Origin of the sequence: Mycobacterium sp. (assembly GCF_051006775.1) — a bacterium.
Lineage (GTDB): Bacteria > Actinomycetota > Actinomycetes > Mycobacteriales > Mycobacteriaceae > Mycobacterium.
In genome coordinates this window covers 1-16767 of record NZ_JBPCSX010000165.1, presented here as the reverse complement: position 1 = coordinate 16767, position 16767 = coordinate 1, and the positions used below count along the sequence as shown (strand labels likewise).

The 16767-nt window shown below is 68.0% G+C and carries 17 protein-coding genes and 1 pseudogene; 11 read left to right on the top strand and 7 right to left on the bottom strand.

Annotation, left to right across the window (positions count from 1 at the left end; translation table 11 throughout):
* Positions 1-275: pseudogene (locus ACR2JI_RS11855) on the bottom strand (biotin--[acetyl-CoA-carboxylase] ligase); the annotation flags it as partial.
* A 54-nt stretch (positions 276-329) separates the two neighbouring features.
* Here ACR2JI_RS11855 and ACR2JI_RS11850 point away from each other — a divergent pair.
* Positions 330-770 (top strand): DUF5078 domain-containing protein, encoded by a 441-nt coding sequence (locus ACR2JI_RS11850; protein WP_526390267.1) that lies wholly within the window; start codon positions 330-332, stop codon positions 768-770.
* Here ACR2JI_RS11850 and ACR2JI_RS11845 read toward each other — a convergent pair whose 3' ends face one another.
* Complete coding sequence (locus ACR2JI_RS11845; RefSeq protein ID WP_526390266.1) at positions 771-1475, bottom strand: TIGR03089 family protein; 705 nt, start codon at positions 1473-1475, stop codon at positions 771-773.
* Complete coding sequence (locus ACR2JI_RS11840) at positions 1475-2917, bottom strand: LCP family protein (RefSeq protein WP_526390271.1); 1443 nt, start codon at positions 2915-2917, stop codon at positions 1475-1477. The genes ACR2JI_RS11845 and ACR2JI_RS11840 overlap by 1 nt, the downstream gene beginning before the upstream one ends.
* 145 nt (positions 2918-3062) lie before the next feature.
* Between ACR2JI_RS11840 and rfbD the strand changes: the two genes are divergently transcribed.
* From rfbD to manB, 3 genes are read left to right on the top strand one after another with little or no spacing between them, the layout of a single operon-like run.
* Positions 3063-3914, top strand: a complete 852-nt coding sequence (gene rfbD / locus ACR2JI_RS11835; protein ID WP_526390265.1) for a dTDP-4-dehydrorhamnose reductase — start codon at positions 3063-3065, stop codon at positions 3912-3914.
* A 23-nt stretch (positions 3915-3937) separates the two neighbouring features.
* Positions 3938-4819, top strand: a complete 882-nt coding sequence (locus ACR2JI_RS11830) for a glycosyltransferase family 2 protein (protein WP_526390264.1) — start codon at positions 3938-3940, stop codon at positions 4817-4819.
* Positions 4816-5910 (top strand): mannose-1-phosphate guanylyltransferase ManB, encoded by a 1095-nt coding sequence (gene manB, locus ACR2JI_RS11825; RefSeq protein ID WP_526390263.1) that lies wholly within the window; start codon positions 4816-4818, stop codon positions 5908-5910. Before ACR2JI_RS11830 ends, manB begins: the two co-directional genes overlap by 4 nt.
* Here manB and ACR2JI_RS11820 read toward each other — a convergent pair.
* From ACR2JI_RS11820 to cofD, 3 genes are read right to left on the bottom strand one after another with little or no spacing between them, the layout of a single operon-like run.
* Positions 5892-6443, bottom strand: a complete 552-nt coding sequence (locus ACR2JI_RS11820; protein WP_526390262.1) for an NUDIX hydrolase — start codon at positions 6441-6443, stop codon at positions 5892-5894. The genes manB and ACR2JI_RS11820 overlap by 19 nt on opposite strands.
* Positions 6440-7783 carry a coenzyme F420-0:L-glutamate ligase gene (locus tag ACR2JI_RS11815; RefSeq protein ID WP_526390261.1) on the bottom strand — a complete coding sequence of 448 codons (1344 nt, stop codon included), beginning with the start codon at positions 7781-7783 and terminating at the stop codon, positions 6440-6442. The genes ACR2JI_RS11820 and ACR2JI_RS11815 overlap by 4 nt, the downstream gene beginning before the upstream one ends.
* Positions 7780-8769 (bottom strand): 2-phospho-L-lactate transferase, encoded by a 990-nt coding sequence (gene cofD / locus ACR2JI_RS11810; protein ID WP_526390260.1) that lies wholly within the window; start codon positions 8767-8769, stop codon positions 7780-7782. Before cofD ends, ACR2JI_RS11815 begins: the two co-directional genes overlap by 4 nt.
* Positions 8770-9195: 426 nt before the next feature.
* On the opposite strand from cofD, the gene ACR2JI_RS11805 reads away from it, so the two are divergent.
* Positions 9196-9429: a WhiB family transcriptional regulator gene (locus tag ACR2JI_RS11805; protein WP_526390270.1), complete on the top strand. Its 234-nt coding sequence runs from the start codon at positions 9196-9198 to the stop codon at positions 9427-9429.
* Here ACR2JI_RS11805 and ACR2JI_RS11800 read toward each other — a convergent pair.
* Entirely contained in the window at positions 9426-9848 is a 423-nt protein-coding gene (locus tag ACR2JI_RS11800; RefSeq protein ID WP_526390269.1) for a metallopeptidase family protein, read from the bottom strand. The genes ACR2JI_RS11805 and ACR2JI_RS11800 overlap by 4 nt on opposite strands.
* A gap of 154 nt (positions 9849-10002) precedes the next feature.
* Between ACR2JI_RS11800 and ACR2JI_RS11795 the strand changes: the two genes are divergently transcribed.
* From ACR2JI_RS11795 to ACR2JI_RS11770, 6 genes are read left to right on the top strand one after another with little or no spacing between them, the layout of a single operon-like run.
* The gene (locus tag ACR2JI_RS11795) at positions 10003-10398 is read left to right on the top strand and encodes a DUF3499 family protein (protein WP_526390259.1); all 396 of its coding nucleotides are present in this window, start codon (positions 10003-10005) and stop codon (positions 10396-10398) included.
* 30 nt (positions 10399-10428) lie between these two features.
* Positions 10429-11832: a phosphomannomutase/phosphoglucomutase gene (locus ACR2JI_RS11790; RefSeq protein ID WP_526390268.1), complete on the top strand. Its 1404-nt coding sequence runs from the start codon at positions 10429-10431 to the stop codon at positions 11830-11832.
* Positions 11829-12911 carry a TobH protein gene (locus tag ACR2JI_RS11785; protein ID WP_526390258.1) on the top strand — a complete coding sequence of 361 codons (1083 nt, stop codon included), beginning with the start codon at positions 11829-11831 and terminating at the stop codon, positions 12909-12911. Before ACR2JI_RS11790 ends, ACR2JI_RS11785 begins: the two co-directional genes overlap by 4 nt.
* A 7-nt stretch (positions 12912-12918) precedes the next feature.
* On the top strand, positions 12919-14139 hold the full coding sequence (manA, locus tag ACR2JI_RS11780) for a mannose-6-phosphate isomerase, class I (RefSeq protein ID WP_526390257.1): 1221 nt from the start codon (positions 12919-12921) through the stop codon (positions 14137-14139).
* 35 nt (positions 14140-14174) lie between these two features.
* Complete coding sequence (locus tag ACR2JI_RS11775; protein ID WP_526390256.1) at positions 14175-15095, top strand: cation diffusion facilitator family transporter; 921 nt, start codon at positions 14175-14177, stop codon at positions 15093-15095.
* An 11-nt stretch (positions 15096-15106) separates the two neighbouring features.
* Positions 15107-16603: an amino acid permease gene (locus tag ACR2JI_RS11770; RefSeq protein ID WP_526390255.1), complete on the top strand. Its 1497-nt coding sequence runs from the start codon at positions 15107-15109 to the stop codon at positions 16601-16603.
* Positions 16604-16767: the final 164 nt, after the last annotated feature.

Sequence of the window (16767 nt, the reverse complement as noted above, 5' to 3'; positions counted from 1 at the left end):
GCCGGCGGCAGCCCCGCGGCGTCGACGCCGAGGGAGAAGGCGATCTGGGAACGGGGCGGGGCCGACCAGTTCCGGCCGTGCCGTCCGCGTCCGGCGGTCTGGTGTTCGGCGATGAGTACCGTGCCGGCGATGTCCTCACCCGCAGCGCGCCGGGCCAGCAGGTCGGCATTCGTCGAGCCGGTCGATTCGACCACCTCAAGTCGCCGTAGCGGACGGTCGGCTCCGACCAGATCGCGGCGCACGCCCGCGACGTCCAATGGCGCGCGAATGGGCATGGCCGCCAGCCTAGGGTCCGTTGAGGCCGTGGTGAGATAGGGTCCCGAGCCGTGATGACTATTTCTTCTCTGCGCGCCGCCACGGCCGCCGCCCTGCTCAGCCTGACCGTTCTGGGTACCGCCGGTATCGCTGCCGCTGATCCCGATCCGGCCCCGGCCGACCCGAACGCGGTGCCGGCCGCCCTGCTCAACACCCAGTGCTCGTTGGACCAGTTGATGGCCGCCACCAAGGTGGTCGATCCGATCGCCTACGGCGCGGTCATCGGCAAGTACAACACCGAGCCGCGGTGGGTGCAGGGTGGAGTGATCTACCACCTCAACCTGTTGCTGCAGAAGACGCCGGATCAGCGCCAGGGCGAGGTCGACCTGCTCGGCGGCATCTTCCCCGAGTACATGGCGCTGTTCCGCACCGCGGAGCCGACCGCCAACGCGGTGGCGGCGCTGTGCCCGACCCTCCCGGCGGAGGATCCCGCCGTGTGGGCGCCCACCCTCTAGTCAGTCCAGTGTTCGGGTGATCTTCTCGGATTCCCGGCGCCGCTCCAGCAGCGCCGGGTCCGGGTTGCTCACCTGAACCAGGGACGCGCCGACGGCGAATACCGCCAGTAGGTCCCCGACCGGCAGGGCTGTCAGTGACATGACCCGGTCACCTTCGCTCAGTCCGAGTGACTCTGCGCGCCGGCGCGCTTGCGCGAGCACCTCGTCTGAGGACCTGCCGTCGAGTGCTGGGCCCGGAAACCGTTCCGGCACAATCTGATCGCCGTGCACCCGCACCGCGGTGGCGTAATCGGTCACACCGATCGGCAGGTCGGGCACCGACTTGCCGAACGCGTCCAGGGAAAGCACCGCGACCTCACCTGTTGCGCCACCGGCCACCGCGTCATCGGCCTCGGCCAGCCGGTCGGCGGTGCACAGTGCGATATCCGCCGGACTGCTCAGGGTGACCTCGGCGCCGATCCACCACACGCCGAGCAGTACCGCCGCGGTCTGCCAGTGCGGCGGCAGCAGCACCGCGATCCGGCTGCCCGGGCCTGCGCCGAGTTCGTCACGCAACAGGTTGGCGGTCTTGGCGGCCCAGTTCGCCAGCGTCACGGTAGACAGCTCGATGCGCTCACCGGTCGCGTCGTCGTAGTAGGTGATCCGCGGGCCCATCCGATTGCCGGCGAGCAGTGGATCCAGCAGTGCGTCGGTGAGGTTGGTCATCAGTTGACGCATTTGGGGTCGTTGGACCCCGCAGTGATCACCGGTGACGGCAGTGGCACCTGCTGCGCGGTGATCCCCGAATCGATCTCGGTGGAGGCCTTGTCGACCGTTGCGGCGGCGGTCGGCAGCGTGCCGTCCAGCCCCGAGCCCGGTCCCTCGTAGTCCTCGGTCAGCACCACTCGCACCGTCCCGGCCGGAATCGAGGAGTCGACCACGATCGGCAGCCCGCCGAGTTCCCTGGCGACTTCCAGCGCGCCCGGATCGTCGGCCGCGGCAGCCTGAACCTGAGGCTCGCTGACCTTCGCCTTCTCGTTGTTACCGATGGTGCCGATGGCGAATCCGTTGGGGCTCAACCGGTCCGCGACCGCGCTGGCCAATCCGTTGATATCGCTGTCATTGGCGACGTCGACGGTGGTCTGCTCGGGTGAGTAGGCCACCACCGCGGTCTTGCCGGCGGCCTGGTCCTCCAATAGCCCGGCCACCCATTCCTTGACCTGGTCGGGGTCCACCGTCACCACCGACTGCGAACCGTCATCACTCCAGCCGTCCTCGGCGAGCACCGGGATGGTGGCGAAGGCGACGTTGCCGGCGGCGAGTTTCTGCAACTGCTTGAGGAAGTCGATGACGTCCCAACCGGACGAGATCACCACCGAGCGCTGAATGGCGTCCTCCAGACGGTTCATCGTGGCGGGACTGCTCAGTGTCTTCCCCGAGATCACCTGGTGGGCAAGCGAAGCCATCACTGCCTGCTGCCGCACCACCCGGTCGAGATCGCCCCGCGGCAGATCGTGGCGCTGCCGCACGAAGCTCAGCGCCTGCGGGCCGTCCAGACGCTGCCAGCCGGCCGGGAAGTCCGCACCCGAAAGAGGTTCGTAGACAGCGTCTTTCAGGCACACCTCGACGCCGCCGAGGGCATCGGTGATCAGTGAGAAGCCCAGCAGACCGATCTCGGCGTAGTGGTCGACGGTCACGCCGGTCAGATCGGCGACGGTCTTGATCAGTGCGTTGCGGCCGGCTTCGACGGCTTTGGGCTCGGCTTCGGCCGCGTCCACGCCCTGTCCTTCGACGAGCTCCTTCATCTTGTCCAGCTTCACCTGGCCGAACACACCGTTGATCTTGGTCTTGTCCAGGCCCGGCGCATTGACGTAGGAGTCGCGCGGGATGGAGATCGCGGTGGCCGAGCGGCCGTTGTTCGGGATGCGGACCAGAATGATGGTGTCGGTGTTGGTGGCGACCTCGTCGCCGGCGTGAAGATCGGCGAGTTCCTGCTCGGAGAGCGGGTTGCCGTGTGCATCGGTGCGGCTGTCCATACCGACCAGCAGGATGTCGACCGCACCGTCGTCGTTGCCGTTACCGCCCAGCATCGCGGTGGTGAAGTGGAAGATCCCGCTCTCGAAGGAACGGACCGAGCCCCAGGCCACGCCGGTGCCGACCATGATCATCACGGCGAGCAGCGTGAGAACGGTCCGGCCCACCGGCCGGGCGCGCGTCACTGCCGTCACTTCTGTCTCAGCTGGCACCTGCCCAGGTTACTGGCGAGACCGGCTCATCCCCGGTATCCCAAACCGGCGTGCCAGACTCGTGATCGTGGTGGCCCGAATCGTGATTACCGGCGCCGGGGGCCAGGTGGGTCGGCTTCTGGCTGGTGAGGCGGACCGTCGCGGCTACCAGGTCAGTGCCCCTACGCACGCTGAACTCGACATCACCGACCGGGCCGCCGTCGACTCCCACATCCGGTCGAACGACCTGGTCATCAATTGTGCTGCGTTGACCAACGTCGACGATGCCGAGGCTCACCCCGACGCCGCATTCGCCATCAACACCGCCGGGCCGGGCAATCTCGCCGCCGCGTGCGCCGGGGTCAGTGCCCGGCTGATTCACATCTCCACCGACTACGTGTTCAGCGGAGACGCCGGCCGGCCCTACGAGATCTCGGATGCGACGGGCCCGCTCAGCGTGTACGGCAGGAGCAAGCTCGGCGGCGAATCGGCGGTGCTGGCCGCGCTGCCCGGGGCCCATATCGTCCGCACCTCCTGGGTCTACACCGGCGGCAGCGGCACCGATTTCGTCGCGGTCATGCGCAAACTCGCCGGCACCGACGCCCACGTCGACGTGGTCGACGATCAGATCGGTTCGCCCACCTATGCCGCAGACCTGGTGCGGGCCCTGCTGGAGATCGCCGCCGGCGGTGTTCGGGGCCCCATCCTGCATGTGGCCAACGAGGGTGCGACCAGCCGGTGCGAGCAGGCCCGCGCGGTGTTCGCCGAACTCGGCGCCGACCCCGACCGGGTACGGGCCGTCGGCACGGCTGATGTTCCCCGGCCCGCCCGCCGGCCGAAGTACTCGGCGCTGTCGATGACCGAATCGGTACGGGCCGGACTCACCCCGGCGCGGCCATGGCGCGACGCGTTGGTCGAAGCGCTTGCCGCACCGCTCTGAGACGGCCCGATACCCTCAACGCCGTGACCGTTGAGCCGGAGCTGACCGTGGTGACGGTGACGTACTCGCCCGGCTCGCATCTGGAGCGGTTCCTGTCATCGCTGACGGTGGCCACCGACCGGCCGGTGAAAGTGATCATGGCCGACAACGGTTCCACCGACGGGACACCCGAGGAAGCGACCGAACGCTATCCGGGCACCGATCTGCTACGCACCGGCGGCAACCTCGGCTACGGCACCGCGGTGAACCGGGCCGTGGCGATGATCCCGCCCGATCAGGAGTTCGTTCTGATCGCCAACCCCGACGTGGTGTGGGGCCCGAACAGTATCGACATGCTGCTCGAAGCGGCCCGGCGCTGGCCAACCGCGGCGTCGCTGGGTCCGCTGATCCGCGATCCCGACGGGTCGGTGTACCCGTCGGCCCGGCACCTGCCCGGCCTCATCCGCGGCGGCATGCACGCCGTCGTCGGGTTCGCCTGGAAGGCCAATCCCTGGTCGAAGACATACCGGCAGGAACATCTCGAACCCAGTGAGCGACCGGTCGGCTGGTTGTCCGGATCGTGCCTGCTGGTCCGGCGCAAGGCCTTCGACCAGATCATGGGCTTTGACGAGCGCTACTTCATGTACATGGAGGATGTGGATCTCGGCGATCGGTTCGCCCACGCCGGCTGGCTCAACGTCTACGTGCCGGCCTCGGAGATCCTGCACGACAAGGGTCATTCGACCGGTCGTGACCCGGCCCGCAACCTGCGGGCACACCATGACAGCACCTACATCTATCTGGCCGACCGGCACCCGGGTTGGTGGCAGGCGCCACTGCGGTGGACGATCAGGGGTGCGCTCGGTGTGCGGGCGCGTGCCGCGGTGCGCAAGTCCCGCCGGGAACTCGCGAAGGGGACACGATGACTGCCTCGAAGAGTGCCGGCCCGAAGAACGTCGATGCCGTCGTTCTGGTAGGCGGTAAGGGCACCCGGCTGCGACCCCTGACGATCTCGGCTCCCAAACCGATGCTGCCGACCGCGGGGTTGCCGTTCCTGGCCCATCTGCTGTCCCGCATCGCCGAGGCAGGGATCGAGCATGTGGTGCTCGGCACCTCCTACAAGGCGTCCACCTTCGAAGCCGAGTTCGGCGACGGGTCCAAGCTCGGGCTGCAGATCGAGTACGTCACCGAGGAGAATCCGCTGGGCACCGGTGGCGGTATCGCCAACGTCGCACCGTTGTTGCGCAACGACACCGTGATGGTGTTCAACGGCGATGTGCTGTCCGGGATGGACCTGTGCGGAATGCTCGATGCGCATCACGAGCGCGACGCCGATGTGACCATGCATCTGGTGCGGGTCGGCGACGCCCGCGCCTACGGCTCGGTGCCCACCGACGCCGAGGGCAATGTGCTGGCGTTCCTGGAGAAGACCGAGGACCCACCCACCGACCAGATCAACGCCGGCACCTACATTTTCAAGCGCAGCATCATCGACCGTATCCCGCGCGGGCGTGCGGTGTCGGTGGAGCGCGAGGTCTTCCCGGGTCTGCTGACCGATGGCGCGCGGGTCTGCGGTTACGTCGACTCCAGTTACTGGCGCGATATGGGCACACCGGAGGACTTCGTCCGCGGCTCCTCAGACCTGGTGCGCGGGATCGCGCCGTCGCCGGCCCTCGGTGGACGCCGGGGCGAGAGCCTGGTGCACGATGGCGCCTCGGTGGCGGCGGGCGTGGTGCTGGTGGGTGGCACCGTGGTGGGCCGGGGCGCCGAGATCGGACCGGGCGTGCGACTCGACGGCGCGGTGGTCTTCGACGGCGCTCACATCGAAGCCGGTGCGGTGGTGGAACGTTCGATCATCGGCTTCGGCGCCCACATCGGCCCTCGCGCGCTGATCCGTGACGGTGTCATCGGTGACGGCGCGGATATCGGTGCGCGCTGCGAGTTGCTCCGCGGTGCGAGGGTGTGGCCGGGGGTCTTCATCCCGGACTGCGGAATCCGCTACTCCAGCGACGTCTGACGCCGTCTGACCGCGGCCACCAGCATCGCGAGTCCGGCATCGGAGTCTTCCGGCAACTGATCGATCGGCCACCATCGCAGGTCCAGCGATTCGTCGCTGATGGCGATATCTGCGCCGGCCGGTGCGTGCGCGACGAACTCCAGATCGAGATGCCTGGTCGGCACACCCAGTGAACAGGTCAGCGGGTGCACATGGATGGCCGCCAGTTCAGGGTCGACGCGCAGCCCGGCGATACCGGACTCCTCGGTGGCCTCGCGCAGTGCGGCGGCGGTGATGTCGACATCACCGTCTTCGCAGTGGCCGCCCAGTTGCACCCAGCGTCCCAGCCGCGGGTGCAGGGTCAGTAGAACCTCATCGCCGGCATCGGACAGCACCAGCGTCGAGGCGGTGATATGCCCTGGGACACAGGCACGTTGGCAGGCATCGGATCGGGCCGCCAGGAATGCCAGCACCGCATGTCGGAGGGAATCCTGACCGGGGTCCGGAGCCGTCCACCCGGTGAGGGCGGCAACGGTTGAGGCGTGCAGCGTCACAGCCGGACCAGTAGATCGCCGGGGGGTGAGGGGTCGCGGGGATGCGGCGGTTCCTCAGGGTGACCGATCGCGACCGCGCCCAGCGGCTGCCAATCCGGGGGCAGCCCCAGCACCGACCGGACGATATCGGGAGCGAAGATCGTCGAGCCGATCCAGCAGCTGCCCAGGCCGCGTACCGCAAGGGCCACCAGCAGCGCCTGTACGGCAGCGCCGGAGGCGACGGTGAACATGGTGCGCTCGGCCGCGGTCCGGTCCGGGTCCGGATAGCTGTGCGCGCCGGTCTCCTCGGTGGCGACGACGAACGGGATCAGCACCTCGGGTGCGTCGTAGAGGATCTGGCCGCGGCCGACCCGCCGTTCGATCGACTCCGGAGTCTTACCGTCGCCGGCCAGATCGGTGCGCCACGCCTGTTTCATCGCGTCCAGCAAGGACTTTCGCCGTACCGGGTCGGACAGCCAGACGAACCGGACCGGGCGGGTGTGATGCGGCGCCGGCGCGGTGAGCGCCTCTGCCACCGATTCCTCGATCAACTCCGGTGCCACCGGCGCATCGGCGAACCGGCGCACTGAGCGCCGCAGCAGCTGGGCCTGACGATGCCCGAGTTCGAGCGCTTCGGCGGTGCCGAGCCAGAACAGGTCATCATCGCCGCCGCGCAACAACTGCGCCGCGGTCGAGCCGTCATCGGGCATGCTCAGTCCGCGAACCACCGCCACCGGAACTGCTGTGAGCTTGCCCTTCACCAGGTCCGCTGCCGCGGCGATCTCATCGGCCACCGCCACCTCGGTGACAAGTAGTTCGTTACCGTGCGCGTCCCGGGCACCGGCATAGGCGTAGAGCACCGGCACACCCGCTGATCCGATCGCGGCGTCGGTCTGTCCGTTGCGCCAGGCCCGGCCCATCGTGTCGGTGATCACGACGCCGACGTCGGCCCGCGTTCGAAGTGCCGCCCGCAGCCGTGCGGCGCTGCCGTCCGGGTCGACCGGTAGCAGCGCGAGTTCCGTTGTGTCGACATTGGATCCGTCGACCCCGGCTGCTGCCTGCACCAGGCCCAGTTTGTTCTCGGTGATCAGGGTCTTGCCGCGGCGGGCCAGCACTCGGACCGCCTCGGATTCGACGAGCCTGCGCCGCAGCGCATCCCGTTCGTCCGGGTCGGCCGGTGCGGCGACGATGCGGCCCTCGCATTTCGACACCACCTTGCTGGTGACGACGACGACATCGCCGTCCCGCAACCAGGGCGCCGCCTCGGCGATGGCACCGGCCAGATCGTCGCCCGGCCGGAACTCGGGCAGTCCGGTGATCGGCAGGATTTCGATCGGGGCGGCGCTGCCATGTTCGGTCATGGGTTCAGGCCTGCCAGTTCCAGACCGGCCCGCACCATCGCCGCGGTGGTCACCGGATCCGACATCAGCAGCGGGATACCCTTGACCGTCACGCCGGGCACCTCGGCGTGATCGCCCTCGTGCACCAGCCAGTAGTCCAGCAGTCCGGTCTTCGACCGGGCTCCGTAGTGCCCGCCGACCGCTTGGGAACTCGTTTCGACACCGATCACGCTGAGGCAGTCATCGGCCATGCCGCGCAACGGCTTTCCGTCGATGATCGGCGAGTACCCGATCACCGGCGCCGGCGTCGAGCGCAGCGCGCCCCGGATGCCGCCGATCGCCAGGATCGAACCGATGCTGACCACCGGATTGGACGGGGCGAGCAGGACGACGTCTGCGCCCATGATCGCGTCGACGACTCCCGGCCCGGCAGAGGCGGATTCGGCGCCGACGAAAGCGAAGCTGTGGGTCTCGATCTTCGCGCGGTAGCGCACCCACCACTCCTGGAAGTGGATGGCCTTGCGGTCGCCGGTATCGGGATCGGTCACCACGACGTGGGTTTCGCAGCGGTCATCACTGGCCGGCAGCAGGACCGCGCCGGGGGACCAGCGATCGCAGAGCGCCTCGGTCACCGCCGACAGCGGAAAATTCGCCCGCAGCATCTGGCTGCGCACCAGATGTGTCGCCAGATCGCGGTCGCCGAGGCCGAACCAGTCCGGTTGCACGCCGTAGGCGGCCAGCTCCTCCTTGGCGTGCCAGGTCTCGTCGCGATGTCCCCATCCCCGCTCCGGGTCGATACCGCCGCCGAGGGTGTACATGCAGGTGTCGAGGTCCGGGCAGATGCGCACGCCGAACATCCAGGCGTCATCGCCGACGTTGACCACCGCGGTGAGCTCGTGATCAGGGCTTTTGCCCGACTCGGCGAACTGGCCCAGACCGAACAACCGTTGCACGCCCAACAGGAACCGGGCGCCCCCGATGCCGCCGACCAGAACGGTGATCTTCACAGCGACCGACCCTATGCGGTCGGCTGCGGATGGGTGCAGGGGAGTCCTGACGGGAGTCCCCGTGGAGTCACGGCGGTGTCACTCCAGGGACACGCGGCGGTACCGACACGCCGGTTTCACCAAAGAAAGTGGTATGGAAATTGGTTCAGCGGCTTGACCACGGCACCGCGGCAATGTCTAATCACACCAGTGTCATTCAAGGTCAGCGGCCCAGTTCCGGTGCTGCAGGCCATGATTCGATCACATGTTCGAATTTAACAACAGTCACATAGAGCTCACGACTAATCAGGCGAGGAGGCGGACATGTCCTATGAGCACTTTCTCGGCGCGATGGGCGCGCCGCACACTATTACCGGCTCAACGGATATGAATCTGGGGTTCCCCCGCGCTCGCTTGAGCCTGGTGCCCGAGGTGTCGGATTATCCGATGCTCACCCCCGATGATCCGCTGTGGCAGGAGAAGGCGCTCTGTGCACAGACCGACCCGGAGGCCTTCTTCCCCGAGAAGGGTGGCTCCACCCGGGAAGCCAAGCGCATCTGCCTCGGCTGCGAGGTCAAGGATGCCTGCCTGGATTACGCGCTGGCCAACGATGAGCGGTTCGGCATCTGGGGCGGGCTTTCCGAGCGGGAGCGCCGTCGCCTCAAGCGCGGCATCGTCTAACTCTCTTCAATACTCGGGTCGATAACGGTGGGTTCGACCCCGAGGTAGGTGGCCACCTGTGCCACCAGAATGTCATGCAGAAGATCGGTCAAGTCGATGGAATCCTTGGCCCGTCGCTCAATCGGCTTGCGGAACAATACGATTCGGGCCCGTGTCTGTTCACCCCGCACATCCACGCCGGCCGGTATCAATCGGGCCAGTGCAATCGGGCCGTCCGCGACAACCTCCGGCGGCCACTGCACGCTGTCGGGGTCCCTGGGATGAATGCGTGGTATCTCGTCCACTGCGACGTCGAGGCCGGTGAGTCGTTGCTGCCAACTCCGCTCGATCGGTTCGTAGGCCTCCAGTACCGCCATATCGAATCGTTCAGCGCGGCTTCGCCACCCGGGCACCGTCGGCGGCAGCAGTGGACCGCGCATCTCGCGGCCGCGCCGCGAGCCTCCCGGCGTGCCACCTCCACGCCGGGAACTGCGGGAATCGACCACGACCGCGATCGTAACGGTTCTACATCAGCCTTCTGCGCCGTGCGCGTGTCGGCGTTGGGGCGAATGTGACCGCGATAACCTCGCGTTCGTGAATGTTCCCCGTCGCTGCAGTCGGCCCGGGTGCGCCCATTACGCGGTGGCCACTCTGACGTTCGTCTATGCCGACTCCACGGCGGTCGTGGGTCCGTTGGCAACTGTCCGGGAACCGCACACCTGGGATTTGTGTCTGAGCCACGCCAGTCGGATCACCGCGCCGCGCGGCTGGGACATGGTCCGGCACTCCGCGCCGCTGCCGATCAACCCCGATGAGGATGACCTGGTGGCGTTGGCCGAGGCCGTTCGCGAAGGCCGGTTGCCGTCGGTGCCCCCGATGTCCGGATTCTCCGATCCGAGCGGGGCCGCCCACGCCATCGCCCCGACCAGCCCGGTTCCCAACGGCCGGCGGCGCGGGCATCTGAGGGTGCTTCCCGACCCCACCGATTGACCGGCGGCCAGCGACTAGGCTGGCACGGTGATTCCGGGTTCATCCGCGCCGAGACCTGCCGACGCGGTTCACCGCATCATCAAGGCCTACGACGTCCGCGGACTTGTCGGCATCGAGATCGACGAGGAGTTCTCCGCTGACGTCGCCGGTGCGTTCGCTCGGCTGATGCGCGATGAGGGCGCCACGCAGGTGGTGATCGGGTACGACATGCGGGAGAGCTCCCCGGTGCTGGCCGGCGCTTTCGCCGCCGGGGTGTGTGCCCAGGGACTCGACGTGATCCGAATCGGCCTTGCCTCCACCGATGAGCTCTACTTCGCGTCGGGCCTCCTGGACTGCCCGGGCGCGATGTTCACCGCCAGCCACAACCCGGCGTCCTACAACGGCATCAAACTGTGCCGGGCCGGAGCCAAGCCGGTCGGTGAGGACACCGGGCTTGCCGTCGTCCGCGACGAGGTGGTCGCCGGGGTGCCGGCCTACGCCGGCGGCCGCGGCAGTGTCCGGGATCAGGATGTGCTGGCCGACTACGGCGGGTTCCTGCGCTCACTGGTCGACATCAGCGGCGTACGGCCGCTGCGGGTTGCCGTCGATGCGGGCAATGGGATGGCCGGGCACACCACCCCCGCGGTGCTGGGACCGGTCGAGGCACTGACCCTGCTGCCGCTGTACTTCGACCTGGACGGAACATTCCCCAATCACGAGGCCAACCCGCTGGACCCGTCCAACCTCAAGGATCTGCAGCGCTATGTGATCGCGACCGGGGCCGATATCGGCCTGGCCTTCGACGGTGACGCCGACCGCTGCTTCGTCGTCGACGAACGCGGCGAGCCGGTCTCGCCGTCCGCGGTGACCGCACTGGTGGCTGCGCGGGAATTGGACCGCGAACCGGGTGCGACGGTGATTCACAACCTGATCACCTCCCGAACGGTGCCGGAGGTGATCGCCGAGCACGGCGGTGTCGCGCTGCGCTCGCGGGTAGGGCACTCCTACATCAAGGCGCTGATGGCCGAGACCGGCGCCATCTTCGGCGGTGAGCATTCGGCGCACTATTACTTCCGTGAGTTCTGGGGTGCGGACTCCGGGATGCTGGCCGCGCTGCATGTCCTGGCCGCACTCGGGGAGCAGGCCCGCCCGTTGTCAACACTGATGGACGAGTATCAGCGTTACGCCGCCTCCGGCGAGATCAACTTCCGGGTCGACGACGCCCCCGGGATCGTTAGCGCCGTGGTGAAGTCCTATGAGCCACAGACCATTTCGGTCGACAACCTGGACGGTGTCACTGTCGACCTCGGCAACGGTTCCTGGTTCAACCTGCGGACGTCCAACACCGAGCCACTGTTGCGGCTCAATGTGGAGTCGCCGTCCGTGGAGATCGTCAACGCGATCGTGAACCGGGTCGCCGACGAGATTTCTGCGCGCAGCGAGGCGCGCGCATGAGCACGCGCTTTCTGGTTGACCTCGATGACACCGATGGGTTGCTCGAGGCCGACCGCGGCGGTCTGTTGCGGGCCGCAGCCACCGCCGGCGCGCAGGTGCGCGCCACGGCAGCCGCGGTCGACGAGGGTGCACTGGACTCGGTGACCGACGGTGATCGACCGCGCACCGTGATCTGGGTGGCCGGCCGCGGACCGGCGGAGTCGGCGGGAGCCATGCTGGCCGCCGGGCTGAGCGGTGTGACCGGTTCACCCATCGTGACGGCGGCCCAGTCCCCGCCGTGGGTCGGCGCACTGGACGTCCTCATCGTCGCCGGAGACGACCCGGGGGATCCGGCGCTCGTCACCGCCGCGGCCTCGGCGGTGCGCCGCGGCGCCCGCGTGGTGGTTGCCGCGCCGTATGAGGGGCCGTTGCGGGATGCCACCGCCGGCCGCGCAGCGGTGCTCGCTCCCCGGCTTCCGGTGCCCGACGAGTTCGGGCTGGGCCGGTATCTGGCCGCGGGCCTGGCCGCGTTGTCGGCGGTCGACCCGGCCGTGGCAACCGGACATGTGGACGCGCTGACGGGTCTGGCCGACGAACTCGATGCCGAGGCGATGCGCAACAGTGCCGCCCGCGAGGTGTTCACCAACCCGGCGAAAGCACTGGCGGACCGGATCTCCGGGCGTCCGACGGTGCTGGCCGGGGACTGCGCGGCCACCTTGGCTCTGGCCCGGCACGCCGCGGCGGTACTGCTGCGGGTCGCCGGCGAGCCGGTCGCGGCGACCGGGCTGGCCGATGCGGTCGCGGCATTGCACAACGGCATCGCCAGCCGGTTCGGTGATTCGGTGGACGCGCTGTTCCACGACGAGGAGATCGACGGCCCGCTTCCGGGTCGGCCCCGGGTGCTGGCCCTGACGCTGGCCGCCGAGCGGCCGACGCTGGCCGCCCGGGTGATCGACGGTGTCGAACTCCTCGGCGCCGGGGACATCGGTGACGTCGGTGACGCCGGACAGCCCGGTGAGTCAGGGGTCGAGACCCAGTTGGCGGTGCTTGCCCTGCGGTTGGAGATGGCGGCGGTCTATCTGCGGTTGGCGGCGGGATGATGACGCCGTGCAGTTGATGCAGGGGGCGATGCGGACCTACGCATGGGGCTCGCGAACCGCGATCGCGGAATTCACCGGCCGATCCGCGCCGACGGCCCACCCCGAAGCTGAGCTGTGGCTGGGCGCGCATCCGGGAGACTCGGCCCTGCTCGGCACGGCCGGGGCGCAGATCTCGCTGCGCGACGTGATTGCCGCCGATCCGCAAGCGGAGTTGGGGCCGGCGGTGTGCGAGCGGTTCGGTGAACGGCTTCCGTTCCTGGTGAAGGTTCTCGCCGCCGGCGAACCGCTGTCGCTGCAGGCGCATCCGAGTGCGCAGCAGGCGGTTGAGGGGTTTGAACGCGAGGAGCGGATCGGTGTCCCGATCAACTCGCCGGTGCGCAACTACCGCGATCGCAGTCACAAGCCCGAATTATTGGTTGCCATAACGGAATTCGAGGCCCTGGCAGGTTTCCGGCCCGCTGCCCGGTCGGTTGCCCTGATGCGTGCACTGGCCGTTCCTCAACTCGAGCCCTATATCGCGCTGCTAGCCGACCAGTCCGATGCCTCCGGTCTGCGCGCACTGTTCACCACGTGGATCACCGCACCGCAGCCCGACATCGATGCGGTGATACCGGCGGTCCTGGAAGGTGCGGTGAGCTACATCCGTTCCGGGGCAAAGGAATTCGCGTCTGAAGTCATGACCGTGCTGGAGCTGGGGGAGCGCTACCCCGGTGATGCCGGGGTGCTCGCTGCGCTACTGATCAACCGGATCAGCCTCAAGCCCGGCGAGGGTATCTTCCTGGCGGCCGGAAATCTGCACAGCTACCTGCGCGGCATGGGTATGGAGGTGATGGCCAACTCCGACAATGTGCTTCGCGGTGGTCAGACGCCCAAGCACGTCGACGTTCCGGAGCTGCTTCGGGTGCTGAACTTCACACCGGTCGCCGACTCGCGCGCCCCGATCCGCCGGGAGGGTATCGAGGTCGTCTACGAGACACCGGCGCCGGAGTTCGCCGCCTCGGTGATCGCTCTCGACGGGGGCGACCTCGGTCACGTGGTCGACGCCCCGGCCCGCCACGTCGGACCGCAGGTCCTGGTGTGTATCGAGGGTTCGGTCATCGTGCGGGCCTCCTCCGGTGAGGTTCAGCTCGCCCGCGGTGCGGCGGCGTGGGTGGCCGCTGACGACGGGCCGATCCGGCTACAAGCCGATGGTCCGGCCAGGGTGTTCCGGGCCACCGTCGGCCTCTGAGGCTACGGTTGGTCTGACGAAAGCGGAGGTCGGGCATGTCGAGTTCAGGCAGCACTCGGGCGATTCTGGCGGCGCTGGCCGCCAACGCCGGGATCGCGGTGGCGAAGTTCGTGGGGTACGCCATCACCGGCAGCTCGTCGATGCTGGCCGAGGCGGTGCACTCGGTGGCCGACACCTCCAATCAGGCGCTGCTACTGCTCGGTCAGCGGCGGGCCCGGAGAGAGGCGACCGAACTGCACCAGTTCGGCTACGGCCGGTCCCGGTTCTTCTACTCGTTTGTCGTGGCTCTGGTGCTGTTCAGCCTGGGCGCGATCTTCGCGATGTACGAGGGCTATCACAAGATCACCCATCCCGAGCCGCTCACCTCTCCGGTCGTGGCGATCGTGATCCTCGTCGTGGCAATCGGATTGGAGTCCTACAGCTTTCGCACCGCGGTGGTCGAGTCCCGGCCGCTGAAGGGCAGCGGCAGTTGGTGGGGTTTCATCCGGCGCTCGCGTAATCCCGAACTGCCGGTGGTGCTGCTCGAGGACACCGGCGCACTGCTGGGCCTGGTCCTGGCGCTGTCCGGTGTCGGACTGAGCATCCTGACCGGTAATCCGGTCTGGGACGGAATCGGCACCCTCGCGATCGGCGTTCTGCTTGCCGTCATCGCCGTGATTCTGATGGTCGAGATGCACAGCCTGCTGATCGGGGAGGGTGCCACCGGCGAGGAACTCAGCGCCATCCAGGCTGCGCTGGAGAGCGCCGAGCACGTCGATCGGGTCATCCACCTGCGCACCCAGTATCTCGGCCCCGAGGAGATGCTGGTCGGCGCCAAGATTGCGCTGGCGGCGACCAATGATCTGGCCACCGTCGCGGCTGCGATCGACGCGGCCGAGGCCGCGGTCCGGGCCGCGGTCCCGGCGGCACACATCATCTATCTGGAGCCCGACCTGGATCGGTCCGCCTCCCGGTAGGGTTCCGCCGCATGGCCTTTCCTCGAACACCGCGTGCGCGCATCAAGTCGGTCGAGCAGTCCATCCTCGACACCGATGAGCCGTCCACCCGGCTGCGTAAGGATCTGACCTGGTGGGACCTCACCGTCTTCGGGGTGTCGGTCGTCGTCGGCGCGGGCATCTTCACCGTCACCGCCACCACGTTCGGCAATATCACCGGCCCGGCGCTGTCGCTGTCGTTCATCATGGCCGCGATCACCTGCGCGCTCGCCGCGCTGTGCTACGCCGAGTTCGCCTCCACCCTGCCGGTGGCGGGCAGTGCCTACACGTTCTCCTACGCCACCTTCGGTGAGTTCGTCGCATGGATCATCGGCTGGGACCTGATCCTCGAATTCGCCGTCGGCGCGGCGGTGGTGGCCAAGGGGTGGTCGAGTTATCTGGGCACGGTGTTCGGGTTCGCCGGCGGCGTCGTACACATCGGAGCCATCGACTTCGACTGGGGCGCACTGCTGATCGTCACCGTGGTTGGCACCTCGCTGGCCCTGGGCACCAAGCTCTCATCACGTTTCTCGGCGGTGATCACCGCGATCAAGGTGGCCGTCGTTCTTCTCGTCGTCGTCGTCGGCGCCTTCTATATCAAGGCAAAGAACTTCTCCCCGTTCATCCCGCCGACCGAGACCGGAAAGGGCGCAGCCGGAACCGGAATCGACCAGTCCGTCTTCTCGCTGCTGACCGGTGGCGGCGGCAGCCACTACGGGTGGTATGGCGTGCTGGCCGGCGCCTCGATCGTGTTCTTCGCGTTCATCGGTTTCGACGTGGTGGCCACCACCGCCGAAGAGACCAAGAATCCGCAGCGCGATGTGGCCCGCGGGATCCTCGCCTCGCTGGGGATCGTGACCGTGCTCTATGTGGCGGTGTCGGTCGTGCTGTCCGGGATGGTGAGCTACACCGAACTCCGCGAGAAGGGGAACGGTCACGCAAACCTCGCCACCGCGTTCTCGATCAACGGCATCGAATGGGCGGCGAAGATCATCTCCATCGGCGCGCTGGCCGGCCTGACCACCGTGGTGATGGTGCTCGTGCTCGGGCTCTCCCGGGTGATGTTCGCGATGGCCCGCGACGGACTGCTGCCCCGCGGGTTGGCGATGACCAACACCCGGGATGCCCCGGTGCGGATCACCGTCCTGGTGGCCACGCTGATCGCGGTGGCCGCGACGGCCTTCCCGATGTCCAAACTCGAGGAGATGGTCAACGTCGGGACGCTGTTCGCGTTCGCCCTGGTGTCGGCCGGCGTCATCATCCTGCGCCGCACCCGCCCCGACCTGAAACGCGGCTTCACGGCCCCGTTCGTGCCGGCCCTGCCGATCCTGTCGATCGCGGCCTGCCTGTGGCTGATGCTCAACCTCACCGCGCTGACCTGGATCCGGTTCGCCGTCTGGATGGCCGTCGGAACTATCGTCTACGCGCTCTACGGTTACCGCCATTCCCGGCTGGGTAGGCACCTGGCCCAAATCCCGAACCACGGGTAGTTCACCGCAGCGCAACCTGGCATCCCTATCGTCGGACGGGTGGGCGCGGTGGCGAGGCGATTGGAGCAGCTGTAACACGAACTAACGACGCTGCTCGCCGGGCTGGACGAAGCGGAGGCGCGGTGGCGGCAATGGATCGAACCGGTCGCCCCAGAACACCGTCC

Bases quoted from the DNA above. Each gene is read 5' to 3' on its own strand.
- ACR2JI_RS11850 (WP_526390267.1), top strand. From the start codon at position 330: ATGACTATTTCTTCTCTGCGCGCCGCCACGGCCGCCGCCCTGCTCAGC.
- ACR2JI_RS11845 (WP_526390266.1), bottom strand. From the start codon at position 1,475: ATGACCAACCTCACCGACGCACTGCTGGATCCACTGCTCGCCGGCAAT.
- ACR2JI_RS11840 (WP_526390271.1), bottom strand. From the start codon at position 2,917: ATGATCATGGTCGGCACCGGCGTGGCCTGGGGCTCGGTCCGTTCCTTC.
- manB (WP_526390263.1), top strand. From the start codon at position 4,816: ATGACTGCCTCGAAGAGTGCCGGCCCGAAGAACGTCGATGCCGTCGTT.
- ACR2JI_RS11815 (WP_526390261.1), bottom strand. From the start codon at position 7,783: ATGACCGAACATGGCAGCGCCGCCCCGATCGAAATCCTGCCGATCACC.
- ACR2JI_RS11805 (WP_526390270.1), top strand. From the start codon at position 9,196: ATGCTCACCCCCGATGATCCGCTGTGGCAGGAGAAGGCGCTCTGTGCA.
- ACR2JI_RS11800 (WP_526390269.1), bottom strand. From the start codon at position 9,848: ATGCGCGGTCCACTGCTGCCGCCGACGGTGCCCGGGTGGCGAAGCCGC.
- ACR2JI_RS11785 (WP_526390258.1), top strand. From the start codon at position 11,829: ATGAGCACGCGCTTTCTGGTTGACCTCGATGACACCGATGGGTTGCTC.
- ACR2JI_RS11775 (WP_526390256.1), top strand. From the start codon at position 14,175: ATGTCGAGTTCAGGCAGCACTCGGGCGATTCTGGCGGCGCTGGCCGCC.
- ACR2JI_RS11770 (WP_526390255.1), top strand. From the start codon at position 15,107: ATGGCCTTTCCTCGAACACCGCGTGCGCGCATCAAGTCGGTCGAGCAG.